Origin of the sequence: Flavobacterium flabelliforme, assembly GCF_017948675.1 — a bacterium.
Classification (GTDB): domain Bacteria; phylum Bacteroidota; class Bacteroidia; order Flavobacteriales; family Flavobacteriaceae; genus Flavobacterium; species Flavobacterium pygoscelis.
Genome location: NZ_JAGFBU010000001.1, coordinates 944,383 through 969,605, shown reverse-complemented (window position 1 = coordinate 969,605; position 25,223 = coordinate 944,383). Strand labels below are relative to the sequence as shown.

General features: G+C 33.3%; 25 protein-coding genes and 1 tRNA gene. 18 read left to right on the top strand and 8 right to left on the bottom strand.

Features of this window, described 5'->3' with window-relative positions:
* Window positions 1-31: 31 nt before the first annotated feature.
* The 7 genes from bioB to J3S90_RS04255 all read right to left on the bottom strand — a co-directional run bounded on the left by bioB (window position 32) and on the right by J3S90_RS04255 (window position 7,657).
* Complete coding sequence (gene bioB / locus J3S90_RS04285) at window positions 32-1,123, bottom strand: biotin synthase BioB (RefSeq protein WP_210644958.1); 1,092 nt, start codon at window positions 1,121-1,123, stop codon at window positions 32-34.
* 246 nt (window positions 1,124-1,369) lie between these two features.
* On the bottom strand, window positions 1,370-1,825 hold the full coding sequence (locus J3S90_RS04280; RefSeq protein ID WP_188049132.1) for a hypothetical protein: 456 nt from the start codon (window positions 1,823-1,825) through the stop codon (window positions 1,370-1,372).
* 102 nt (window positions 1,826-1,927) lie between these two features.
* A complete protein-coding gene (locus tag J3S90_RS04275; protein WP_210644956.1) occupies window positions 1,928-2,857 on the bottom strand; it encodes a bifunctional riboflavin kinase/FAD synthetase in 930 nt (309 codons plus the stop codon).
* Window positions 2,858-2,953: 96 nt separating this feature from the next.
* Complete coding sequence (locus J3S90_RS04270; protein ID WP_210644955.1) at window positions 2,954-4,981, bottom strand: M43 family zinc metalloprotease; 2,028 nt, start codon at window positions 4,979-4,981, stop codon at window positions 2,954-2,956.
* A 114-nt stretch (window positions 4,982-5,095) separates the two neighbouring features.
* Entirely contained in the window at window positions 5,096-5,722 is a 627-nt protein-coding gene (gene pth / locus J3S90_RS04265; RefSeq protein ID WP_188049129.1) for an aminoacyl-tRNA hydrolase, read from the bottom strand.
* 318 nt (window positions 5,723-6,040) lie between these two features.
* On the bottom strand, window positions 6,041-6,652 hold the full coding sequence (locus J3S90_RS04260) for a 50S ribosomal protein L25/general stress protein Ctc (RefSeq protein ID WP_188049128.1): 612 nt from the start codon (window positions 6,650-6,652) through the stop codon (window positions 6,041-6,043).
* A gap of 63 nt (window positions 6,653-6,715) precedes the next feature.
* A complete protein-coding gene (locus J3S90_RS04255) occupies window positions 6,716-7,657 on the bottom strand; it encodes a ribose-phosphate pyrophosphokinase (protein WP_188049127.1) in 942 nt (313 codons plus the stop codon).
* A gap of 218 nt (window positions 7,658-7,875) precedes the next feature.
* On the opposite strand from J3S90_RS04255, the gene J3S90_RS04250 reads away from it, so the two are divergent.
* Both J3S90_RS04250 and J3S90_RS04245 read left to right on the top strand, forming a co-directional pair.
* Window positions 7,876-7,955: transfer RNA gene (locus J3S90_RS04250), tRNA-Leu, on the top strand.
* 633 nt (window positions 7,956-8,588) lie between these two features.
* Window positions 8,589-10,382: a hypothetical protein gene (locus J3S90_RS04245; RefSeq protein ID WP_210644953.1), complete on the top strand. Its 1,794-nt coding sequence runs from the start codon at window positions 8,589-8,591 to the stop codon at window positions 10,380-10,382.
* Window positions 10,383-10,615: 233 nt separating this feature from the next.
* On the opposite strand, the gene J3S90_RS04240 is transcribed toward J3S90_RS04245, so the two are convergent.
* Entirely contained in the window at window positions 10,616-10,960 is a 345-nt protein-coding gene (locus tag J3S90_RS04240; RefSeq protein WP_188049124.1) for a toxin-antitoxin system YwqK family antitoxin, read from the bottom strand.
* A gap of 463 nt (window positions 10,961-11,423) precedes the next feature.
* On the opposite strand from J3S90_RS04240, the gene J3S90_RS04235 reads away from it, so the two are divergent.
* The 16 genes from J3S90_RS04235 (at window position 11,424) to nuoL (ending at window position 25,220) form a co-directional block, all read left to right on the top strand.
* Window positions 11,424-11,996 (top strand): hypothetical protein, encoded by a 573-nt coding sequence (locus J3S90_RS04235; protein WP_210644952.1) that lies wholly within the window; start codon window positions 11,424-11,426, stop codon window positions 11,994-11,996.
* Window positions 11,997-12,181: 185 nt separating this feature from the next.
* A complete protein-coding gene (gene aspS, locus J3S90_RS04230) occupies window positions 12,182-13,927 on the top strand; it encodes an aspartate--tRNA ligase (RefSeq protein WP_210644950.1) in 1,746 nt (581 codons plus the stop codon).
* Window positions 13,928-14,059: 132 nt separating this feature from the next.
* A complete protein-coding gene (locus J3S90_RS04225; RefSeq protein ID WP_007137066.1) occupies window positions 14,060-14,254 on the top strand; it encodes a cold-shock protein in 195 nt (64 codons plus the stop codon).
* 240 nt (window positions 14,255-14,494) lie between these two features.
* Window positions 14,495-14,860: an NADH-quinone oxidoreductase subunit A gene (locus tag J3S90_RS04220; RefSeq protein WP_188049121.1), complete on the top strand. Its 366-nt coding sequence runs from the start codon at window positions 14,495-14,497 to the stop codon at window positions 14,858-14,860.
* Window positions 14,861-14,957: 97 nt separating this feature from the next.
* Window positions 14,958-15,506 (top strand): NADH-quinone oxidoreductase subunit B, encoded by a 549-nt coding sequence (locus tag J3S90_RS04215; RefSeq protein ID WP_188049120.1) that lies wholly within the window; start codon window positions 14,958-14,960, stop codon window positions 15,504-15,506.
* A 3-nt stretch (window positions 15,507-15,509) separates the two neighbouring features.
* A complete protein-coding gene (locus J3S90_RS04210) occupies window positions 15,510-16,031 on the top strand; it encodes an NADH-quinone oxidoreductase subunit C (protein WP_210644947.1) in 522 nt (173 codons plus the stop codon).
* A gap of 31 nt (window positions 16,032-16,062) precedes the next feature.
* On the top strand, window positions 16,063-17,301 hold the full coding sequence (locus J3S90_RS04205; protein WP_188049118.1) for an NADH-quinone oxidoreductase subunit D: 1,239 nt from the start codon (window positions 16,063-16,065) through the stop codon (window positions 17,299-17,301).
* Window positions 17,302-17,381: 80 nt separating this feature from the next.
* Window positions 17,382-17,912, top strand: coding sequence for a complex I 24 kDa subunit family protein (locus J3S90_RS04200; protein ID WP_210644945.1), 531 nt, complete (start codon window positions 17,382-17,384; stop codon window positions 17,910-17,912).
* Between the two features lies 1 nt (window position 17,913).
* Window positions 17,914-19,263: an NADH-quinone oxidoreductase subunit NuoF gene (gene nuoF, locus J3S90_RS04195; RefSeq protein ID WP_210644944.1), complete on the top strand. Its 1,350-nt coding sequence runs from the start codon at window positions 17,914-17,916 to the stop codon at window positions 19,261-19,263.
* Window positions 19,264-19,289: 26 nt separating this feature from the next.
* Window positions 19,290-19,664: a four helix bundle protein gene (locus J3S90_RS04190; protein ID WP_210644943.1), complete on the top strand. Its 375-nt coding sequence runs from the start codon at window positions 19,290-19,292 to the stop codon at window positions 19,662-19,664.
* A gap of 51 nt (window positions 19,665-19,715) precedes the next feature.
* Window positions 19,716-20,765, top strand: a complete 1,050-nt coding sequence (locus tag J3S90_RS04185; RefSeq protein WP_210644942.1) for a 2Fe-2S iron-sulfur cluster-binding protein — start codon at window positions 19,716-19,718, stop codon at window positions 20,763-20,765.
* Window positions 20,758-21,810: an NADH-quinone oxidoreductase subunit NuoH gene (gene nuoH / locus J3S90_RS04180; RefSeq protein WP_188049114.1), complete on the top strand. Its 1,053-nt coding sequence runs from the start codon at window positions 20,758-20,760 to the stop codon at window positions 21,808-21,810. Before J3S90_RS04185 ends, nuoH begins: the two co-directional genes overlap by 8 nt.
* Window positions 21,811-21,920: 110 nt before the next feature.
* On the top strand, window positions 21,921-22,466 hold the full coding sequence (locus J3S90_RS04175; RefSeq protein ID WP_210644940.1) for a NuoI/complex I 23 kDa subunit family protein: 546 nt from the start codon (window positions 21,921-21,923) through the stop codon (window positions 22,464-22,466).
* A complete protein-coding gene (locus J3S90_RS04170) occupies window positions 22,466-23,005 on the top strand; it encodes an NADH-quinone oxidoreductase subunit J family protein (RefSeq protein WP_188049112.1) in 540 nt (179 codons plus the stop codon). Before J3S90_RS04175 ends, J3S90_RS04170 begins: the two co-directional genes overlap by 1 nt.
* A 1-nt stretch (window position 23,006) precedes the next feature.
* On the top strand, window positions 23,007-23,327 hold the full coding sequence (gene nuoK, locus J3S90_RS04165; RefSeq protein ID WP_188049111.1) for an NADH-quinone oxidoreductase subunit NuoK: 321 nt from the start codon (window positions 23,007-23,009) through the stop codon (window positions 23,325-23,327).
* A 6-nt stretch (window positions 23,328-23,333) separates the two neighbouring features.
* On the top strand, window positions 23,334-25,220 hold the full coding sequence (nuoL, locus tag J3S90_RS04160) for an NADH-quinone oxidoreductase subunit L (protein ID WP_210644938.1): 1,887 nt from the start codon (window positions 23,334-23,336) through the stop codon (window positions 25,218-25,220).
* Window positions 25,221-25,223: the final 3 nt, after the last annotated feature.

Sequence of the window (25,223 nt, the reverse complement as noted above, 5' to 3'; positions counted from 1 at the left end):
TATAAAATATAGATTGATTTTAAAGCCGTTGTTAAACTGTTTTACCTTTTGCAGATGCTTCTAGGTTTCTTTCAATTTCATGTCCTGGTCTAGACCATTTAGGTTTTTCGCCTAACGGAGCAAATTGCGAGTCTAATGCTTCAACGGTTTGTGGCTGTGAAACTTTTGTAAAAGGTTTTTGTGGGTTCAAACCTAGCATTTCAAACATTTTCATGTCTTCGTTTACATCTGGATTAGGAGTAGTAAGCAATTTGTCTCCTGCAAATATAGAATTGGCTCCAGCAAAAAAGCACATGGCTTGACCTTCGCGACTCATGTTCATTCTTCCTGCTGATAATCTAACTTGTGTTTCTGGCATAATGATTCTAGTTGTAGCAACCATTCGTATCATTTCCCAAATTTCTACAGGTTTTTCTTCTTCCATAGGAGTTCCTTCAACGGCAACTAATGCATTAATTGGCACTGATTCCGGTTGAGGATTTAATGTAGAAAGCGCCACTAACATTCCGGCTCTATCTTCGATACTTTCTCCCATTCCAATAATTCCACCACTACATACGGTAACATTCGTTTTGCGTACGTTTTCGATAGTTTGCAAACGGTCTTCAAAACCACGAGTTGAAATAACTTCTTTATAATATTCCTCAGAAGTATCTAAATTGTGATTGTAAGCATATAATCCTGCTTCGGCTAAACGGTGTGCTTGATTTTCAGTAATCATACCCAAGGTACAACATACTTCCATGTCTAGTTTATTAATGGTACGAACCATTTCTAAAACTTGATCAAACTCTGGTCCATCTTTTACATTTCTCCAGGCTGCTCCCATGCATACACGAGAAGATCCTGTAGATTTTGCACGCAAAGCTTGTGCTTTTACTTGACTAACAGACATAAGATCGTTTCCTTCAATTTCAGTGTGGTAACGAGCTGCTTGTGGACAATATCCACAATCTTCCGGACATCCCCCAGTTTTTATAGATAGTAAAGTGGATACCTGAACCACATTAGGATCATGATGCTCTCTATGAATAGTAGCTGCTTCAAAAAGCAAATCCATCATAGGTTTATTATATATTGCGATTATCTCGTCTTTAGTCCAATTGTGTTTTGTAATACTCATCGATACGATTTTTTGATGTTCCAAAAGTAGTTAAATTGTTCTAAAGAATCAATGCATTCGTTTCTAAAATATTAGTCATGATCTTTTTTTAACAGTAGAAATAATCGCTACTAACAAAGCTTTATTTGCGTTTTTAAAATCTATTTTTTAAATAAAATACGCTTATAAATTAAATTTTATAAAACTTATAAAACCTTAATTACTATTTTAATTTCAGATAAAGAATAAATTACAACTACAATGCGTTTATACTTTAACACTATGTTTGTCAGATCTATAACGAGTGTCCCAAAGTAACATTAAAATAAAGGTGACAATTACTGCAGAACTAAATCCTTCAAATAAAAGTGAAATAGAATAGGTCATTATGGAAGGTTCTCCTCCAAAAAGAAAAGTTTTAGATAAAGTGGCAATATATTCGTCTCCACCTTTAAAATAACTGTAAGAAATAAGCGCAACTACACTAAGAAAAACACCAATTATTGCTGTCAATAATGCAGACATTCCGTTGGAGCCTAATGATTTTTTTCCTTCAATAAAATTAGCTTTTAGTGTTCTATTCGTTCCGTAAAAAATGAACAAAACATTAAAAACACGAAGAAGATAAATATCGGCTAAGCCCAAAAGTTCCATTACTAAGAAATAAAGTCCAATTCCCAGTACTATAATCCATCCATTTACTAATTCTTTAGGTATTTTCATGTTGCTGATTTAAGGTTATAATTACTTGATAAATAATGATTTAAACTCAAATTTACAACAAAAAGAAAATTATTCTTAAAAAATAAAGAATACATAGCTTATTTATAAATCATTCAAATAGCTGATTGCTATTTGTTTGTCTTTTTCCAGTTGCTCTTTTAACAAGGTAACAGAAGCGAATTTTTGTTCGGAGCGAATTCTTTGTAAGACAGAAACCTGGAGTTTCTTATCGTATAAATCAGCATCGAAGTCAAAATAATGAATTTCTATAGAGTGATTTTGACCATCCACTGTTGGGTTAAAACCAATGTTCATCATTCCGTAAACTATTTTGTTCTCTATATAACTTTTTACAATATATACGCCATTCTGAGGAATCAGTTTATAGTTTTCTAGAATTTTTAAGTTCGCTGTTGGAAAATTTATGGTTCTTCCCAATTGTTTTCCTAAGATTACAGTGCCAGTTAAAAAATAATCATAACCTAAATAATCATTAGCTAAAGTCATGTTGCCGTCTAGAAGTGCCGTTCTAATTTTTGTAGAACTAACTGAAATTTCATTGATTTCTTGAACCGAAATTTGCTCTACTTCAAAACCATATTGTTCCCCAAATGAAATAAGGTCGTCAATATTGGCAGTACGATTTCTGCCAAAACGATGGTCGTAACCAATAATTATTTTGTGAATATGAAATCGATCTATTAAAATAGTTTTTACAAAATCTTCGGCTGTAAGTCTTGAAAAAGTTTCATCAAAAGGGTGAATGACTAAGTTTTCAAGTCCAATTTTTTCTAATAATTCTATTTTTTCATCAATGCTATTGAGTAACTTAATGTCACAGTCTTCTTGTAAAACCATTCTCGGATGTGGAAAAAAAGTAAGTACTAAACTTTCGTATTTTTCATTATCGGTGTTTTGTATAACTCTTTCAAGGATTTTTTTGTGACCAATATGAACGCCGTCAAAGGTGCCTAAAGTTATAACTGTTTTTTTTGTAGAACTGAAATCGTTTATAGAATGAAAAATCTTCAAAGCAAGTGTTTTATAATGGCAAATTTAAGACATACAATTGATAAATCTAAAAAAGGATTGAAAACTTCAATCCTTTTTTTAACTATTCTAATTTGTTTATTTCTTTATGAATCGAATGGTCTTTATTTCGGATTCATTTTTTGTTAATTTCAAAAAATAAATGCCTTGAGCAATATCAGATACATTTACTTGTAAATCTTGCTTTGTTACAATTTTTTTCGATTTTATAATTTGACCCAAACTATTTACAATGGTGTAATTATCTGGGTTTATTGTGCTATTCTCAATGAATATATTTAATAAACTTGAGGCGGGATTTGGATATACAAAAACACTTTTTGATTCCTTCGTTTCCTCTGTTGGTATTGCGCCTATTATAAAGTGATTTGTTTTTTGATTTCTAAAGGCTGCGCCAGACCCAATAATTTCACCGGTTGAGGTTGTTAATGTGTAAAAACCATTTCCGTATTTGCAACAAAAACCGTCTGACTCACTGTCGAATATTGTAAAAGTGTAGCAGCCGTTATTTGTTAAGTTAAAAGTAGTATTTATGACTGGCGGAATGTTTTCAGTGTCCACATAAGGTCCGCCTTGGTATACTGTTTTACCGTCACTGTTAGTTAGTTTCCAAGTTGTTTCTGAACCATATTCATCCAATTGAAGCGCTAATTTTACAGTTGTAGATGAATAGCTTTTGGTGCTTTCAAAATTTACAGCTGCACTATTATTATTGGTGTTTTGATCTACGGTTGTATTTGCTTTTGTGATCAAAACAGAAAAGATGTGATTGCCTCCAGTGGTCTTTAAACTGTTTAACGTAATTTCTTTTGCTTCGTCAGTTGATAAATTGCCAATCCAATCCAAGGTTTGTAAATTAGTATTGTCAATTCCGAAAGTAATAGATGCAGCGGTAAGTGGAGCGCTTCCTTTATTAACTATTTTGATTGTAGGTGTAAAGGAATTACCGCAAGGATCAAGGTTTAAATCTACAATAGTTACAGCAGCGTCATTAGTGAATATTGTTCCTGGTAAAAGCGCATCAGAATTTTTTAGCGAGGCTCTTCTGATCGAATTGTTCATAACAGTGGTTATTCTAGTCTTTTGATCATTGGTAAAAATATTCATGCAGGCATCATAAGTATAATCCATATAGTTTTCTACCATATCTAATCCCGGAGAATTAGGGCAGGAATCAATATTTGTTGGGCAACCTTCGTTAGATTGGCCTGCATTAGGAGTGTCTTCACAATAATCATCCACACTACAATCTCCGTCTCCCCAAATGTGTCTTAATCCTAGCCAATGTCCTATTTCGTGTGATGTTGTTCTTCCCTTGTCATAGTTAGCTGTGTAAGTTCCTCCAGGAAAGTAGGACGAAGATCCAAAGTAGGAGTAGCCAATAACGACACCATCGGTTACCGCGTCTCCAGCATCATTATCTAAACCCACAAGACCTGAAGTGCTTGGAAATTGTGCGTAACCCAAAACATCTGTGCTTTTGAGTTTAACGACCCAAATATTAAGATATTTTTCTGGATTCCATTGAGTCAGCGGTTTTACTACTTCATCAATATCTTCTAAAGACCAGCTTTCGCGTTCTAAATTAACGTGATTTATACCATTTGACAAGACTCCCGAAGGATCTCTTTTTGCAAGTACAAATTCAATTTCGACATCAGCTCCAGCGGGATGGGTATTGTAGCCTGGAGTATTGATTTTTTTTCGATAATCTTCGTTTAAGACCTTGATTTGAGAAATAACTTGCTCATCATAAATATTTTCGTCTGCACCTAATAGGTCGCCATTGTGAATGACATGAACCACCACAGGAATTTGAATTGTTGCATTTAATTTAAGACCATTTGAAAAAGTTTGTTTTTTCTTTTTGTCTGATATTATTCTAGGTGAAATCCATTTTTCAAACTCATTTGTTGAAGGTCTCTTGTTGTTTTTTGATTTTAAATATGCTTCGTATTCGGTACTCACACATCGAATTACTGCACCTTCAGTAAGAAGTTGCTTTTTGCCAAAAAGCTCGATTTCGTGCTTCATGTTTCCTTGTGCTAAACCACAATGAATGGTAAAAAAAAGAGATAATAAAAAAATAAGAGTAATTTTTTTCATCGTTTTGATTTTCTAATGTATTCTGAAATCAGTTTTCTTATACTCTTTTTAATGAGTTTATTGTGTTATTATGCTTTAAAAAAAAGAATTTATTATTGCAAAACACTTCTTTTTTTATTTTCCATTAAAGGAAGTCATCGTGTTTTCTAAACCAGCAGTTCCAAAAGACTTTATGATTTCAGAAGCGATTTCTAAACGTTCGGGTAAGGCTGTCTTTTCTGTATCATCCCAATCTCCAAGGACGTAATCGACTTGCTTTCCTTTTTTGAATTCGTCGCTTATGCCAAAACGGAATCGCGCATAATTTTGAGTGTTTAGAACTAGATTAATATTTTTTAATCCATTATGACCACCGTCACTTCCTTTTGGACGAATGCGGATGCTTCCGAAAGAAAGATTTAAATCATCGGTAATGACTAATATGTTTTCTATTGCAATCTTTTCTTTCTCCATCCAATACTGCACCGCTTTACCACTCAAGTTCATATACGTGTTTGGTTTAAGAAGTAAGAAGGTTCGTCCTTTGAACTTATATTCTGCTAGGCTTCCTAATTTTACGGTTTCAAAAGAAACACTCTCTTTTTTGGCTAAAAAGTCTAAAACTTTAAAACCGATATTGTGGCGGGTGTTTACATACTCAGCACCGATATTACCGAGTCCAACTATTAAATATTTCTTCATATCTGGGGTATTGTCTTCTGTTTTTTTTGATGAAAACAGTTCTTGTATCCATTTTATCATAGTGCAAAAGTAAACTTAATTACATAATTTATGGTAAACTGTGGGATTGTAATTTTGTGTTTGTTGTTCTTTTTGAAGGTTTTCAAATTTTATAAGTTTTTGGACTTATTTAGTAGGCGAGTAAAAAGTAGAAAATGTTCAATTATAGCCCCGATTGTAGAGGAAATCCTTTTTATGAGCTTTTTAGCGAACAAAAAGATTGTACCGAAAAGCGGGAAGGGTTTTGTAAAGTAACTAAGCACGATTGCTCCTTGTTTTTAAAACAAAAAAAAAGCACCAGTTTTGCAACTGATGCTTTTAAATATGATTGAAAAAGTATTATTTTTTCTTTCCTTTTGCAGGAGCTTTTGCTGCTTTTGCTGCTTCTTGAGCCGCTTTCATAGCAGCACGAGAAATCTTCACTTGACAGATAACAGTGTTGTCTGGGTGCATGATTTTGTAGTCTGGAGAAGCTACTTTAGTAACATATAATTTGTTACCCATGTCTAATGGAGTAATATCAGCTTCGATAAAATCAGGAAGATTTTTCGGTAATGCTTTTACTTTAAGTTTACGTGTGTTTAAACGTAAATCTCCACCTGCCATAACTCCTTTTGATTTTCCAACAATTTTCACAGGAACTTCCATAGTGATTTCTTTGTCGTCAAATAATTGGAAAAAGTCAATGTGTAAAATTTTGTCAGACACTGGGTGAACCTGAATGTCTTGTAATACTGCATTGAATGATTTTCCGTTTCCAAGATCGATCTCAACTGTGTGAGCGTTTGGGGTGTAAACCAAGCTTCTGAAAGCCATAACTTCTGCTGAGAAGTGAACTGCCTGATTTCCTCCGTATAAAACGCAAGGAACCAATCCAGCATTACGTAAGGCTTTAGTTGCTACTTTACCTACGCTTTCTCTTTCTGATCCTTTAATTGTAATCGATTTCATTGTAAATTTATTATAGTTATTAATTAAACTCTTGATTAAATCCCTAGTAGGGATTAGGTAGCTTTACATTATAAACTTTCCGCTGATAGAGTTGTTATGGTGTACCATATGCATTACTTCAGCAAAAAGAGGTGCGCAGCTCAATACTCTTATTTTTTTTGATTCTTTCTTTAACGGGATAGAATCGGTAACAATTAATTCTAATAATTTAGAATTTTCAATTTTCTCGTAAGCATCTCCTGATAAAATTGCATGAGTACAAATTGCTCTTACGCTCAAGGCTCCTTTTTCGATCATTAAATCTGCGGCTTTCGCCAAAGTTCCTCCGGTATCAATCATGTCATCTACTAAAATCACATTTTTACCTTTTACTTCACCAATTAATTCCATGGTGTCGATGATGTTGGCTTCTTTTCTTTGTTTGTAACAAATAACTACGTCTGAATCTAAAAATTTAGAGTAGGCATAAGCTCTCTTAGAACCACCCATATCTGGAGAAGCAATCGTAAGATTGTCTAATCCTAAACTTTTTACATATGGTAAAAAGATAGTAGAGGCAAAAAGATGGTCAACTGGTTTTTCAAAGAAACCTTGAATTTGGTCTGCATGCAGATCCATAGTCATTACTCTTGTTGCGCCTGCAGCATCTAATAAATTAGCTACTAATTTTGCTCCTATCGGAACTCTAGGCTTGTCTTTTCTGTCTTGTCTAGCCCAACCAAAATAAGGGATAACGGCTGTTATATGTCGAGCTGATGCGCGTTTGGCAGCATCAATCATTAATAACAATTCCATTAAATTATCTGCAGATGGGAAGGTCGAACAAACGATAAAAACCCTTAATCCTCTGATAGATTCCTCATAAGAAGGTTGAAATTCACCGTCGCTGTATTTTGACATTGTGATTTTTCCTAAAGGAATTCCGTACTCTTTCGCTATTTTTTCAGCTAGATAAACACTTTGTGAACAAGCAAAAATTTTAGCTTCTGGTTCTAGGTGTGACATTTAATTTGTTGTTTTGTAGTTAGTTGTGAGTTGCGTTTTTAACGAGGTGCAAATTTAGAAAATTTATTTGACTGTGAAAGGAAAATTTTAAGTATTTTTAGTTGAAGATTTGATATTATTTTTTACATTTGCACCGTGTTAAAGGAATTATTGTTGATTTCGATCAGGATAATAATTTTATTGCGTTGAGATAACTGTTGTTATTTCATGTCTGCTAAGCCCGGATGGCGGAATTGGTAGACGCGCTGGTCTCAAACACCTGTGGGAAACCGTGCCGGTTCGACTCCGGCTCCGGGTACTTAAAAACCTCTTAATCGTATGATTAAGAGGTTTTTTGCTTTTTAGTGGTAATCAAAAGAGAAGGCGTGTTTTTAGTTTGGTCTGGTTTTTCAATCCCTTTTTAATTTTAATATTTTATTAACCATCGATCTTTTACTTTGTTCTAAGTGCTCCCCATTTGTGAGAACAAGGAAATTATTGACAAGTTTTTTTAAATAGAAACTCTATATAGCTGTTTTCAAATTTTGACTAACCATACGCTTGGAAAAAGCAATTTTTATTTTCAACTTTTTATAAAACAGGTTTTATGTATTATATAGGAGTTAGAATCCTTTGAGATGATTTAGTTTATACTAAATAGCTATAAAACGGGAAAAGCTCCTACTAGTATAAAACACTTTTTTCAATAATGTTCCTATTGTAATTATTAGGTTTTTTCAGGGAATTTTGTTTCTATTTAACAACTTATAATTAGGTGACGATTTCTTGAAATTTTCGTCCTAAAGTTTTGGATGCTAATTGTAAAGCATACAAAACGCCTTTAATTAATAAATAATTTTTTGGTTTCTACTTTTGTGAATTATGACTAAAACGTTTTTTTTAATTGTATTGTCAAGCTATATTATTTAATTAGTTTTACCAAAAAAATCAGATGAAAGCCAAGTTTTTATTGTTGTTACTGTTGTGTTCTGCATTTATACAAGCTCAAAAAATAAGATGGGACAATGTAAACGTAAGAAGAGAAGTGGCTCCCTCTTTATTTCTAAAAGAAAGTCCTCTTAATGTGGCACTTATTTGCACTACTTTCGATTCGGGATTATCATCGGATCCTACGATGCGTTATCAGGTTTTTGAAAACGCAATATTATATAACGACTTTATCTATAATAATTTTGGCTTACCAGAGATAGTAGCTGTTCTAGAATATAAATTTGCACCTGCAACTTTGCACCTGGTAAAACAAGACTTAAAGTATAAGGTAGCAGTTGTCTCCCACTTGTATGCCAATTTAATATTGATTGACCGTTCAAAAGGTTTTTTTGATGAACAAGAAGTTCGTTTAGGAGACATTGATCTTGTTCATCCGACAGCTAATATAAAAGGGTTTAATTCTAATTTAGGATTTTTAGACTATCCAAATAACTTGAATACCACTCTGGTAATTGATGATTTGACTGAATTTGAAGCGAATCAATATAAAAACAAGACCAATCCTTCGTTACCTAGAAGTGGAGAAGAAAAGAGTGTCAATGAAATTCAGTTATTCAAATTGAAAATGAAAGTTGGTAGTATTCTTAGAGGTAAATTTTTGCCTACTGCCAGGTATCAACAGCGATCTTTTAATTATTTAAAGGAAGATAAAGACTTTAAAAGTGACAATTTTGATAAAGCATTACAATTAATTAAATCAGGGGTTGATCCCGTAAATGAATCTAAAGTTCGGGAAGCAATTAGCATTTGGCAAACTGAAGCGGATGCTATCACTAATCTTGACGATAAAAAAACTAAAAAGTATTACATCGCACTACAAGAAAATATTTTACAAGGTTATAATGTCATTAGAGATTTTCAAAATACAGATGAATTGGCAAGCAAACTCAAATCCATTGATTCTAATAATGAGATTGCCAATGCGTTGATTTCAAATAAAAAAAATGCCGCTTTACCGCAGCCGCCTCAAAAAGAAATTGTATTTGCTCCTGTTCCTGCGCGATTTGACAGGTCTGATGTAAAACGTTTTTTAGACAAAAAATCGGGGAAGATAAATGCAATTGTCAGATTACAGCCGGATAAGTATGAAGGAAAATTGGGAGATATGAATACATATAAAGCCGCTTCGGAAGTATTTAGAAAATCACAAGTTAATTCTACAAGTTTTAATGCAATTTTGTCTTTGTTCCTGCAAATTGCAGAATATGAGCGAACTGGTGTTAATTATGATCAGGTAAAAGAGGTAAAAGAAGTCTTAAAGAGTTATAATGCGTTTTGTTTGCAGCTAGCAAAAGAAAGAAAAGCATTTGATGCTACTTATGATTTTAAAAATCAGGCTGCTTCTTATATGGAGAAATTACGTTTGCACCTATTAAGTCTTCATAAAAAAGAAGAGTTTACGGTGTTTGATGATGCCTTATCTACTGCAATAACGGCTACTATTGCACATACAAAACCCGAAAACCAACAAATAGCAAGAGATATAATAGATCTAAACACGGCAGTAACGCTCAAAGCAAATGCAACTGCAGATCCAGTAAAGAACCAAGTCATTATCGATCGATTAATTGATAATGTGACAGCTTTTTTTGCTAAAAAAGTCCCTAATCAGCAATACGAAGTGTTTTTTGAGTTTGATAATGCAGCTAAATTACTGAAACAAAACAAGAGTATTAGCGCTGTAGAATTAGGCAATTTCTCCAATATACTTTGTGTTTTGTATTTCTATTTATAAGCGAGATTTCTAATTAGTAGTCATGTCTTTTTTGATATTTTGCTATCAATTAGTAATAGTCAAAAGGGATTTGTAAATAGTGTGCGTTTGATCAAAATAGAAACGAGTTTTTACTATCGATAGTTTATGTGTTGTGAGTGCATCTAGTAGTTAAATGGTTTTTTTTAAATAGATTTAGCAAAAAAAAAGTCTCCGAATTAACGAAGACTTTTGGTTGGTTTTATAAAATGGTGTTAGTTGTTTGCGAGTGCGTCTTTTTTCCATGTTTTTACAGCGGCAATTCTACTGTTTGAATAATCTACTTCGTGCAATATGTCATTATTCCAGAAAAACCATTTTCCTGTTTTCTCTCCGTTTTTGTAAGTGGCAACAGCCGTTTTTGTACCATTTTTAGAATAAGAAGTCCACGTTCCGTCTAATTTTCCATCCTTAAAAAAGCCTTCTTGTTTTACTTGGCCATTTTCAAAGTAATAAGTTGTTTTTACTAAATCACCTACTGCTTCTAATTTAGGATTGTTGTCTTGAGCAAAAGAAATTCCTGAAATGAGTAATGCGGTCAATAATATATATTTTTTCATATTAAATAGTTTTTAAATTGATGATTGCTTAACAAATCTATAAAAGATTTTACAATAAAAAAACTTTAACTTAACAATTTGGTAACATTGAGTGAAAACTTAACATTGGAATTTATTTTAGCATGTGGGGGAATATTTTAAATCGCTTATTTTAAATTCATAAGTATAGGTCTAGTTGAGCTCTTTTTTACTTGTAAAAAGGATTTAATACTTACTAGAGTTTCACTATAAATTGATGTTGTAATACCTGTAATCACTGTAATGTAAAGCTAAAAACTTAAATAATAGATTAATTTTTGAGTCTTATTATGGGATTTCTTTTAACAATGAATTCTGGCGTTTTATTATCGGAAATAGATGATAATATTAATTCTGGCACTAACTTTAACAAATTAATAATCTTATAATTTAAGGGTCAGATTTTTTTTATTTAGTTTTGAAACTCACTAATAATTAATGAATTATGAATATCAAATATATTTTTTTTGGAATTTTACTGTTTGCTGCATTTTCTTGTAAAAATCAGGATACTGCTGAAAAGCAAATTAGTACTATGACCGAAATTGAGGAAGCGAGTGCAAAAGGAATTCGTAAAGGTGCTATTGAGGTTTTTGTGGAAAATGAAAAAATAGTTTGTAATAATACGAATAGTGAAATGGGCGTGATTTATTACGATCATACTGCAGTACCAGATAATAATGGAGTTAATTATCAAATTGGAGGTTTTGCTGATGATGGTGCAGTTGTAGGTATGACATTAACCACTAATAAAGTTGGAGTTTACAAATTCTCTCGAATTGATGGTGACATGTATAGCGTCGATATAAATACAAGATCTTCAGAGGGGAATAAAAAAGCGATGGTAGTTTCGAGTAATGTGGGAACAATGACGATTACTAAAAGTGATAAAGATTTTATATCAGGTCATTTTTCTGGCAGAGGACTTAAAATGGATGATCCAGAAAGTTTGAAACTTGTTCCGGTAAATATTAAAGGAAAATTTACAGATATCCCTCTTTTTAAATTGGCTGAATAATCGTTCTGACTTAGACTATAAACCTTTAATTATTAAAATGATATTGCAATAAATAGTAAAGTATTTGTAATTGGTAATCTTAATTATATTTGTGATTATTCATTGGTTTATCAACAAGGTTTTAATTGATAGTTTAAAAGACACTAATTTAAAAGAAAACACTATTTTTGCAAAAATTTTTAGCCATGTATAGAAGTCATTCCTGCGGAGAACTTACCGCCAAAAACATATCTCAAGAGGTTACACTTGCCGGTTGGGTTCAAAAATCGCGTGATAAAGGATTTATGAATTGGGTCGATTTGCGTGACCGTTATGGAATTACCCAATTAATTTTTGACGAAGGTCGTTCTAATAAAGAGGTTTTTGAATTGGCAAAAACATTGGGTCGTGAGTTCGTTATCCAAGTAAAAGGAACTGTTATTGAGCGGGAAGCCAAAAACAAAAATATGACTACGGGTGATATTGAAATTTTAGTAACTGAATTGAATATTCTTAATGCCTCTCTTACACCGCCTTTTACTATTGAAGATGAAACAGATGGAGGAGAAGACATCAGAATGAAATACCGTTACTTGGATATTAGAAGAAATCCTGTAAAAAACAGCCTTCTTTTTCGTCATAAAGTAGCAATGGAAGTGCGTAAGTATCTTTCAGATTTAGATTTTTGCGAAGTTGAAACTCCTTATTTAATCAAATCTACTCCAGAAGGGGCAAGGGATTTTGTGGTTCCATCAAGGATGAATGAAGGGCAGTTTTACGCTTTACCACAATCACCACAAACCTTCAAGCAATTATTGATGGTAGGTGGAATGGATAAATATTTTCAAATCGTAAAGTGTTTTCGTGATGAAGATTTAAGAGCAGACAGACAGCCTGAGTTTACACAAATTGATTGTGAAATGGCATTCGTTGAGCAAGAAGATATTTTAAATATTTTTGAAGGCTTAACCCGTCATTTATTGAAAGAAATAAAAGGAATAGAAGTAGATAAGTTTCCTAGAATGACATACGATTATGCCATGAAAACCTATGGAAATGATAAGCCAGACATTCGTTTCGGAATGGAATTTGGTGAATTGAATGAATTTGCACAACACAAAGAATTTCCAGTATTCAACGCAGCAGAATTGGTTGTTGGTATAGCAGTTCCTGGAGCAGGAAGTTATACCCGTAAAGAAATTGACGCTTTAATCGACTGGGTAAAACGTCCGCAAGTTGGTGCATCGGGAATGGTTTATGTAAAATGTAATGAAGATGGAACGTATAAATCTTCTGTAGATAAATTTTACGATCAAAATGATTTAACAAATTGGGCAAAAACAACAGGAGCTAAACCTGGCGATATGATTTTTGTGCTTTCTGGTCCAGCTGATAAAACAAGAACACAACTTAGTGCTTTGCGTATGGAAGTTGCCACTCGTTTGGGTTTAAGAAATCCAGCTGAATTTGCACCATTATGGGTTGTTGATTTCCCTTTATTAGAATTTGATGAAGAAAGTGGTCGTTATCATGCCATGCATCATCCATTTACTTCTCCTAAACCAGAGGATATGCATTTATTAGAAACGGACCCAGGAAAAGTTCGTGCTAATGCCTATGATATGGTTTTAAATGGAAACGAAATTGGAGGAGGTTCTATTCGTATCCATGATAAAGCTACCCAACAATTAATGTTTAAATATTTAGGTTTTACCGAAGAGGAAGCCAAAGCACAATTCGGATTTTTGATGGATGCTTTCCAGTTTGGAGCGCCACCACACGGGGGATTAGCATTCGGATTGGATCGTTTGGTTGCTATTTTAGGTGGTCAAGAAACCATTCGTGATTTTATAGCTTTTCCAAAAAACAATTCAGGAAGAGATGTAATGATTGACGCTCCTTCAAAAATTGATGAGTCACAGTTAAAAGAATTGCATATCAAATTAGTTTAGTTGTTGTTTGTCGATAAAATTTGTTAGAATGCATTGAAAATCAATATTTTTACAAAATAAAAAGGCTATATGGTATTTCGTATTATATTAAATATTACATTTGCCTCATTATAAATTATTATTACAATTACAATGCGTACAGGTACAGTTAAATTTTTCAATGAATCTAAAGGTTACGGATTCATTACAGACGAAGAAACAGGAAAAGACATTTTTGTTCATGCATCAGGAATCAACGCGGAAGAATTGCGCGAAGGTGATAGAGTAAGCTACGAAGAAGAAGAAGGAAGAAAAGGGAAAGTTGCAGCGAAAGTTGCAGTTATCTAATCAAAAAATTTATTTTTTGATAAAACATAAAAACGTTTCGATTTATTTCGAAGCGTTTTTTTTTGCATTTAATTTAAATTTTCTTTTTTTTTAAATTAGAAAACATTGCCTCTTATTTATAATCAATAAAAATTAGTCGGTTATTGTATTTTGGCCTTAACTAATACTTGTTTTTGGCTTGTGTTTTAAATAGTTGAAACCTATCTTTGTTGCTTATTTTTATTCAAAAAAACATACAATATGCAATCGGATCAAATAAATTATATCCCAATTTTAATGCAGTTTATTTTGGCTGTAGGGTTTGTTGTTGGTACTATATTGGTTTCAGGGAAGTTAGGGCCTAAGCGCTCTTCTGAAATTAAAGACAAAAATTTCGAATGCGGTATTGAATCCGTTGGAAATGCTAGAATTCCATTCTCAGTAAAATATTTTCTTGTTGCTATTTTGTTCGTTTTGTTTGATATCGAAGTGATTTTTCTTTATCCTTGGGCAATCAACTTCAAGGAGTTAGGCATGGAAGGTATGGTAAAAATGATAATTTTTATGATGTTGCTTTTGGTTGGTTTTTTCTACATAATCAAAAAGAAAGCACTCGAGTGGGAATAATTTAGCACTTCTTGAGTAAGTGTTTAAAATGAGAAATATTTGATTATTAATTCCGAATATGAAATTCGGATGTCTAATATCTGAAATCCAATATATAATGAGCAATTCTAAAGTAAATATGGTTGAGCCACCAGAAGGTGTTGTTGGTGAAGGTTTCTTCGCTACAAAACTAAATGATGTGGTTGGTATGGCTCGCGCTAATTCATTATGGCCGTTGCCTTTTGCAACTTCATGTTGTGGAATCGAATTTATGGCAACTATGGCTTCGCATTACGATTTAGCACGTTTTGGTTCTGAGCGTGTGAGTTTTTCTCCACGTCAAGCCGATATGCTTATGGTAATGGGGACAATTTCAAAAAAAATGGCTCCAATTTTACGACAAGTATATGAACAAATGGCAGAGCCAAGATGGGTTATTGCTGTTGGAGCTTGTGCTAGTTCAGGCGGAATCTTTGATACCTATTCTGTTTTGCAAGGAATCGACAAAGTAATTCCTGTAGATGTGTATGTTTCAGGATGTCCTCCAAGACCAGAACAAATTGTAGATGGTGTGATGAAATTACAAGAATTAGTAAAAAGCGAATCTGTAAGAAGAAGAAGCTCTCCTGAGTATCAACAATTGTTGGCTTCTTATAATATTAAATAAATAATGGCTTTAGAAACGATACAAATTCAAGAGAAACTAAACCAAATATTTGGAGAAAATGTTTCTAATTACAATCAAGAAAAAGATATTTTTTCATTTGAAGTAACAGCAGATACAATTACTTCGGTAATTCTTTTTTTGAAAAATGATCCAGAACTTCGTTTTCATTTCTTAACCGATTTGTGTGGTGTTCATTATCCCGATAACGAGGTAAACAGACAATTTGTTGTTGTATATCATTTGCACAACTGGTATGAAAACAAACGTATAAAAATCAAAGCTTTTATTAGTGGAGAAAATCCTCAAATTAACACGATATCAAATATTTTCTTAAGCTCCAATTGGATGGAAAGAGAAACATTTGATTTTTACGGTATTGATTTTATTGGACATCCACAATTGAAACGTATTTTGAATATGGATGAAATGATTTCTTTTCCGATGCGAAAAGAGTTTCCAATGGAAGATAGCGGAAGAACTGATAAAGATGACCGTTTCTTTGGAAGAACAACAGACAATTACTAAACAAACTATTATAATTTTTCACATTAAATAAATGTCAGAACTATTATTACCCCCAGAGCATCGTTATGCTAAAAGAATAAAAGAGCAACAAAATGAAGATGGAAGCGAGCTTTCGATTCTGAATTTGGGGCCAACTCACCCAGCAACACACGGAATTTTCCAAAATATTTTGTTGATGGATGGTGAGCGTATTCTTGAGGCTGAACCAACTATTGGTTACATTCACAGAGCGTTTGAGAAAATTGCTGAAAATCGTCCTTTTTATCAAGTAACACCTCTTACCGATAGGATGAACTATTGTTCTTCTCCTATTAATAATATGGGATGGTGGATGACATTAGAAAAATTATTAGATATTGAAGTTCCTAAAAGAGCACAATATTTAAGGGTAATTGTAATGGAATTAGCAAGAATTGCAGATCATATTATTTGTAATTCAATCCTGGGTGTCGATACTGGTGCGTACACTGGATTTTTATATGTTTTCCAATTTAGAGAAAAGATTTACGAAATCTACGAAGAAATTTGTGGAGCGCGTTTGACCACAAATATGGGAAGAATTGGTGGTTTCGAAAGAGATTGGTCGCCAGAAGCATTTAAGAAACTTGATATTTTTTTAGCAGAATTTCCTGCTGCTTGGCAAGAATTTGAAAACTTATTTGTTAGAAATAGAATTTTTATTGACAGAACTGTAAACGTGGGTGCCATTAGTGCTGAAAAAGCAATGGCTTATGGATTTACGGGTCCTAATTTACGTGGTTCTGGTGTTGATTATGATGTTCGTGTAGCTCAACCTTATTCTTCTTATGAAGATTTTGATTTCATAGTTCCTGTGGGGAAATCTGGTGATACTTATGACCGTTTTTGTGTTCGTAACGCAGAAGTTTGGGAGAGTTTAAGTATTATCCGTCAAGCATTAGATAAAATGCCAGAAGGAAATGATTTTCATGCTGACGTTCCAGATTATTATCTTCCTCCAAAAGAAGATGTGTACACAAGCATGGAATCTTTAATTTATCACTTCAAAATTGTAATGGGCGAAGTTCCTGTTCCGGTTGCTGAAATATACCATCCTGTTGAAGGGGGTAATGGTGAATTAGGTTTTTATTTAGTAACTGATGGAAGTCGTACCGCTTACAGGTTACATTTCCGTAGACCTTGCTTTATATACTATCAAGCTTATCCTGAAATGATCAAAGGTGCTTTGCTTTCTGATGCAATAGTTATTTTGTCAAGTTTGAATGTAATAGCAGGAGAATTAGACGCTTAAAAGATTTTTGATTGCTTCGCCAGTTCGCCTTTCAGGCTCGGGTGTTGAATAACGATTTTTGATTCAGATTTAAAAAGAAAATGGAAAGAACACATTACAAACAGGAAATAAATATGACCGAAACATTGATGAATCGAATCAATGAATTAATCAGTCATTATCCTGAAGATAAAAGAAAATCAGCTTTATTACCGGTTTTGCATGAAGTTCAAGATGCACACGATAATTGGTTGAGTATTGAATTAATGAACAAAGTAGCCGAAATTATTCAAATTAAACCAATTGAGGTTTATGAGGTAGTTTCGTTTTATACGATGTACAATCAAAAACCAGTTGGGAAATATATGTTCGAATTCTGTACAACATCACCTTGTTGTTTGAATGGAGCAGAGGATTTAATGGATTACACTTGTGAAAAACTTGGAGTAAATCCTGGTGAGACAACAGCTGATGGAAATTTTACAGTAGTAGGTGTTCAATGTTTAGGAGCATGTGGTTATGCTCCAATGATGCAGTTAGGCGATTTTTATAAAGAGAATTTGAACGAGGAAAAAATTGACCAATTAATTGCTGATTGCAAAAACGATAAAATAATAGTACACGATAAATAATATGTCACAAAAAATATTATTAGATAAAATAAACGTTCCGGGTATAAAAACCTATGATGTTTACCGTGCAAACGGAGGGTATGCTTCGGTAGAAAAGGCGTTAAAAACCTTAACACCTGACGAAGTGGTTGAAGAAGTGAAAACTTCTGGATTACGTGGCCGTGGTGGTGCTGGATTTCCTGCTGGAATGAAATGGAGTTTTATTGATAAAAAATCAGGAAAACCAAGACATTTAGTTTGTAATGCTGATGAATCTGAGCCAGGAACTTTCAAGGATCGCTATTTGATGGAATTTATTCCTCATTTATTGATTGAAGGTATGATTACTTCGAGCTATGCATTAGGAGCAAACCTATCGTATATCTACATTCGTGGAGAGTACATGTGGGTTTATAAAATACTAGAAAAAGCCATTAACGAAGCTAAAGCTGCTGGATTCTTGGGTAAAAACATATTAGGCTCAGGATACGATTTAGAACTGTATGTTCATTGTGGAGCTGGAGCCTATATTTGTGGTGAAGAAACTGCCTTAATAGAATCATTAGAAGGAAAAAGAGGGAATCCTCGTATCAAGCCACCATTTCCTGCTATTTCAGGTCTTTGGGCTAATCCTACTGTTGTAAATAATGTAGAAACGATAGCTACAGTGCCTTGGATTATTAATAATTCAGGTGCAGATTATGCTAAAATTGGTATCGGTCGTTCTACGGGAACCAAATTAATTTCAGCTTCAGGACATGTTAAAAATCCTGGTGTTTACGAAATTGAATTGGGTTTAAGTGTTTATGAGTTCATGAATTCTGATGAATATTTAGGTGGAATGAGTTCTGATAGACCTCTAAAAGCTTTTGTTCCAGGAGGAAGTTCAGTTCCTGTTTTACCTGCAAATCTTATTTATAAAACAGCAAACGGTGAAGATCGTTTGATGACTTATGAGTCGTTGAGTGACGGAGGGTTTGCAACCGGTTCTATGTTAGGCTCAGGTGGATTTATTGTTTATAATGATACTGCTTGCATTGTGCGTAATACATGGAATTTTTCTCGTTTTTACCACCATGAAAGTTGTGGTCAATGTTCTCCTTGCCGTGAAGGTACAGGATGGATGGAAAAAGTATTGCATAGAATTGAGAACGGTCACGGACGTGAAGAAGATATCGAATTGCTTTTGAGTATTCAAAGTAAAATTGAAGGAAATACAATTTGTCCTTTAGGTGATGCAGCGGCTTGGCCAGTAGCGGCAGCGATTCGTCATTTTAGAGAGGAGTTCGAATATCACATTCGTTTCCCAGAAAAGATAAAAAATAGAGATCACTTTGTTGCGGAACCTTTTTCTAAAGTTATAATGTCATAAAGTCAAAAGTCATAAAGTAAAAGAGAATGGGGAAGTTTAACTCTTTCGAAGAAATTAATTCTTGGCAAAAATCTAGATTATTTAATAAAAGAATTTATGAAATAACGGATAATTGTTCTTTTAAAAAAGATTTTGATTTAGTTAGACAGATTAGGAGGGCTTCAATCTCAATTTCTTCAAATATAGCAGAAGGATTTGAAAGAAATACAGACAAAGAATTTGTTTATTTTTTATATGTTGCAAAAGCTTCAGCGGGAGAAGTTAGATCTCATTTGTATTTAGCATTAGATTTAGAATATATTTCAAAATTAGAATTTGATGAATTATATTTTAGTGTTACAGAAGTATCAAAATTATTGAGCGGATTTATTAAATATTTAGAGAATAGTCGGAAAAATTAAAGCAACAAAACTTTAAGACTTTTGACATTAAGACGTTAAGACTTAAAAGAAATGAAAGTAACAATAGACGGACAGTCGATAGAAGTAGAACCAGGAACAACAATCCTGCAAGCGGCACGTATGATAGGTGGAGAAGTAGTTCCGCCCGCAATGTGCTATTATTCTAAACTAAAAGGGAGCGGTGGTAAATGCCGTTGTTGTTTGGTAGAAGTTGCTAAAGGAAGCGAAGCTGATCCAAGACCAATGCCAAAATTAATGGCCTCTTGTGTTACCGGTTGTATGGACGGTATGGAAGTAAATAGCAAATCTTCTGAAAGAGTTCAAGAAGCTAGAAAATCAGTAACAGAGTTTTTATTAATAAATCACCCATTAGATTGTCCTGTATGCGACCAAGCTGGTGAATGTGATTTGCAAAATTTAAGCTTCGAACACGGGAAATCAGAAAGCCGTTTCATTGAAGAAAAAAGAACATTTGAACCAGAAAATATTGGTGAAAATATTCAACTGCACATGAACCGTTGTATTCTTTGTTACCGTTGTGTAATGGTTGCAGATCAACTGACTGATGATCGTGTACACGGAGTTATGGATAGAGGAGATCATTCTAATATTTCAACTTGTATTTCAAAAGCAATTGACAATGAATTTTCTGGAAACATGATTGATGTGTGTCCGGTAGGAGCGTTGACCGATAAAACCTTTAGATTTAAATCTAGAGTTTGGTTCAACAAACCTTATAACGCATACAGAGATTGTGATAAATGTTGTGGAAAAACTACTGTTTGGATGTTTGGTGACGAAATACAACGTGTAACGGGTAGAAAAGATGAGTTTCATGAAGTAGAAGAGTTTATTTGTAACGGTTGCCGTTTTGATCATAAAGATGTTGCAGATTGGACTATAGAAGGACCAAGAGAATTTGAAAAAGATTCGGTTATCAATCAAAATAACTATACTAGAAAGTTAGAGAAAGTTGAGATTGCTACTGAAGAAAATATATTACTAGGTAGAGAAGAAGACCGTAAGAAAATAAGTATGGCCGAAATTCCATTGACTGAAGAGGATATTATTAATCAGAAAAGTTTAGGCAATAATGGATAGTACTATTATTATAGAAAAAAGTGTCATAATTGTTGCGGTTTTTGCTTTAACAATGTTAATGGCGATGTATTCTACATGGGCAGAACGTAAGGTTGCTGCTTGGCTTCAGGATCGTGTTGGTCCTAATAGAGCCGGCCCTTTTGGATTGTTTCAGCCACTTGCTGATGGTTTAAAGTTATTCTCAAAAGAAGAATTTGAACCTAATACACCTAACAGATTTTTGTTTTTTGTAGGTCCAGCAATTGCTATGAGTACCGCTTTGATGACCAGTGCTGTTATTCCATGGGGAGATAAATTGCATTTGTTTGGAAGAGATATTTTATTACAAGCTACGGATTTGAATATTGGTTTGTTGTATTTTTTCGGAGTAGTATCTGTAGGAGTATATGGTATAATGATTGGAGGTTGGGCTTCTAATAATAAGTTCTCATTGATGGGTGCAGTTCGTGCTGCATCGCAAATGGTTTCTTATGAAGTTGCTATGGGACTTTCGATGATTGCTTTATTGATGATGACAGGAACCTTAAGTTTAAGAGAAATTTCGGCACAACAAGCTGGGATGAATTGGAATGTCTTTTATCAACCATTATCTTTTGTGATCTTTTTAATATGTGCTTTTGCTGAGGCAAATAGAACTCCTTTTGACTTAGCGGAATGCGAAAGTGAATTAATTGGTGGGTATCATACAGAATATTCTTCTATGAAAATGGGATTTTATTTATTTGCTGAATATGCTAATATGTTTATCTCATCCACTATTTTAGCTGTTTTATTTTTTGGAGGATATAATTATCCCGGAATGAGTTGGGCAGTTGAAAATTGGGGTGTAAATATTGCCAATGTTTTAGGATTTGGTGCTTTGTTTATCAAATTATGCGGATTTATATTTTTCTTTATGTGGGTTCGTTGGACTATTCCAAGATTCAGATACGATCAGCTAATGCATTTGGGTTGGAGAATATTAATTCCGTTGTCTATCATTAATATTATGATTGTTGGAGTTGTAATTTTGAGAGCAGAAATTTTTGCATATTTAGGATTTTAAGTAGTACCGAAAAGCCCTAGCCCTGATAGTAGTGAAAATCCTTTTTTTTCGCGGAGCGAATAAAAAGATTGCAACGAATAGCAGGAATAAGCTTCAAATAAAAATAAAAAATGTCAATAGAAAGTATATCCTTATCGGGAAGAAAAAAACTAGTCTCTAACAAGGAGATGAATTTTTGGGAGAGAATGTATCTTATTGCAATTGTCAAAGGTTTGATAATTACAATTCAGCATTTATTCAGAAGAAAAGTAACGATTCAGTACCCAGAGCAAGTGCGAACTATGAGCCCTGTTTATCGCGGACAACATCAATTAAAGAGAGATGAGCAAGGTCGTGAGAATTGTACAGCTTGTGGATTATGTGCTTTATCATGTCCTGCAGAAGCGATCACCATGAAGGCAGCTGAACGTCGCGCTGATGAAAAACATTTGTACAGAGAAGAAAAATATGCAGAGATTTATGAAATAAACATGTTGCGTTGTATCTTTTGTGGTTTGTGTGAAGAAGCGTGTCCAAAAGATGCTATTTATTTGACTACTTCTAAAGTACTAGTTCCTTCTAGTTATGAAAGAGAAGATTTTATTTATGGAAAAGATAAATTGGTCATGCCATTAGATATTGCAATGAAAAATGCTCAATTAAAAAACGTTAAGTAATGATTCATATACCCGATTTTGCGAATGCAACTGCCGTTCAAATTATATTCTGCATTTTAGCATTTATAACATTATTAACAGCTTTCCTGACCATTTATAGTAGAAATCCAATACATAGTGCTATCTATTTAGTAATTTGTTTTTTCTCTATTGCAGGTCATTATTTATTGCTGAATGCTCAATTTTTAGCAATTGTTCACATTATTGTTTACTCCGGTGCGATAATGATTTTGTTTTTATTCACGATAATGTTAATGAATTTAAATGAGCAAAAAGAAGTGCACAAACCTAGAATTACAAGATTAGGTGCGATTGTTTCATTTTGTTTGATATGCTTGGTTTTGATAGCTATTTTTATTAATTCTAAACCTATTGTTGGTGAATATACTGCTACTGGTGAAGATTATCAATCTATTAAAGTATTAGGAAAAATACTGTTGAATGAATATATGGTTCCTTTTGAATTTGCTTCTATTTTACTTTTAGTTGCGATGATTGGTGCTGTGTTATTGTCTAAAAAAGAAAAAATAGAAAAGTAATATGAACAATATTTTAAATCAAATAGGTATTGAAAACTATATTTTCCTAAGTGTCATACTTTTTAGTATTGGTGTGTTTGGAGTTTTATATAGACGAAATGCCATTATCGTATTTATGTCAATTGAAATTATGTTGAACGCAGTGAATCTTTTGTTCGTCGCTTTTTCTACCTACCATCAAGATGCTGAGGGACAAGTTTTTGTTTTCTTCTCTATGGCGGTTGCAGCAGCAGAAGTTGCGGTGGGATTGGCTATTCTAGTTTCTATTTTTAGGAACTTAGGTTCTATTACAATTGATAATTTAAAAAACTTAAAAGGATAAACTATAATGAATACGAATTTAGCTTTACTCTTATTATTAGCTCCTTTTTTAGGGTTTTTAATTAATGTTTTCTTCGGTAAAAGTTTAGGAAAAACGGTATCTGGAATAATTGGTACACTTGCTGTTTCGGTTTCTTTTGCGGTAACACTTTATTTTTTCAGTCAAATATCAGCTTCTAAGCAAGCAATCCAAATTCAATTATTTGATTGGATTCAAATCAGTAATTTTAAAGTTGATTTTGGTTTTTTATTAGACCAGTTATCTGTTTTATGGTTGCTATTTGTTACAGGAATAGGATCTTTGATACATTTATATTCGATCAGATACATGCACGATGATGAAAAGGTGCATAGTTTTTTTGCCTATTTAAATCTGTTTGTTTTCTTCATGATTACCCTTGTAATTGGAAGCAACTTATTAGTAATGTTCATCGGTTGGGAAGGTGTAGGTCTTTGTTCTTACTTATTGATTGGGTTTTGGTATAAAAACCAAGACTTTAATGATGCGGCGAAGAAAGCTTTTATCATGAACAGAATTGGAGATTTAGGATTGTTGGTTGGTATTTTTATTGTGGGTATGTTGTTTAATACGTTAGATTTTACCGCATTAAAAACAATCTTTCTTACGGGAGGTATAGAAGATAAAGTGACCATGATTTCTGTTGCGGCTTTTGCTTTATTTATTGGAGCTTGTGGTAAATCAGCTCAAATACCATTATATACTTGGTTGCCGGATGCAATGGCTGGTCCAACACCAGTTTCAGCATTAATACATGCTGCGACAATGGTAACCGCTGGTATCTTTATGATTACTAGAATGAATTTCTTATTTGATATTACTCCAGATGTTCAAGCCATAATTGCTGTAGTTGGTGCAGTTACCGCATTATTTGCTGCAACTATAGGACTTGTTCAAAATGATATCAAAAAAGTTTTAGCCTATTCTACGGTTTCTCAATTAGGATTGATGTTCTTGGCTTTAGGTTTAGGTGCTTATGAAGTGGCTGTTTTTCACGTAATCACACACGCTTTCTTTAAAGCTTGTTTGTTCTTGGGTTCTGGTTCTGTAATTCACGCTTTAGGAGGAGAACAAGATATGCGTAATATGGGTGGTTTGAAAAAAGCGATGCCTATTACTTTCGTGACGATGTTAATTGCTTCTTTAGCTATTTCTGGAGTTCCATTATTTTCAGGTTTTTTCTCTAAAGATGAAATTTTATTAGTGGCTTTCCATCATAATATTCCTCTTTGGGTTATTGGTTCGGTAGCCTCTATCATGACTGCTTTCTATATGTTCAGATTAATGTTTTTAACTTTCTTCAAAGAATTTAGAGGTACAGTAGAGCAAAAACATCATTTGCATGAAAGTCCGTCTTTAATCACTATTCCTTTAATTGTTTTAGCAATTTTTGCAACTGTAGGTGGTTTGATTAGTTTACCTGGTAATAGTTGGCTAAATGAATATTTAACTCCTATTTTGCCAAAATTAGCTAATGCTGAACACCATTTAGGAAATACGGAATATATGTTAATGGCTATCGCAGTTATTGGTGGTATAGTAGGTATAGGTTTAGCTTATGCAAAATATATTAAACAAAATAGTGTGCCATCAACTGATGCTGCAATAACTGGTTTTTCTAAAGTGCTTTACAATAAGTATTATATTGACGAAATTTACGATGCCATTATTGTTAAGCCAATAAATGTTTTATCGGTTTTCTTTAGAGACAAGGTAGAAACAAGTTTATCTGCTTTAGTTTTTGGATTTGGAAAAGTTACTAACGAAATAAGTTATCAAGGGAAGAAACTACAAACCGGAAGTATTGGTCTGTATCTTTTTGCCTTTGTAATTGGGCTTTGTGCCATTGTTTCCTATTTATTTTTAGCTCAATAATAT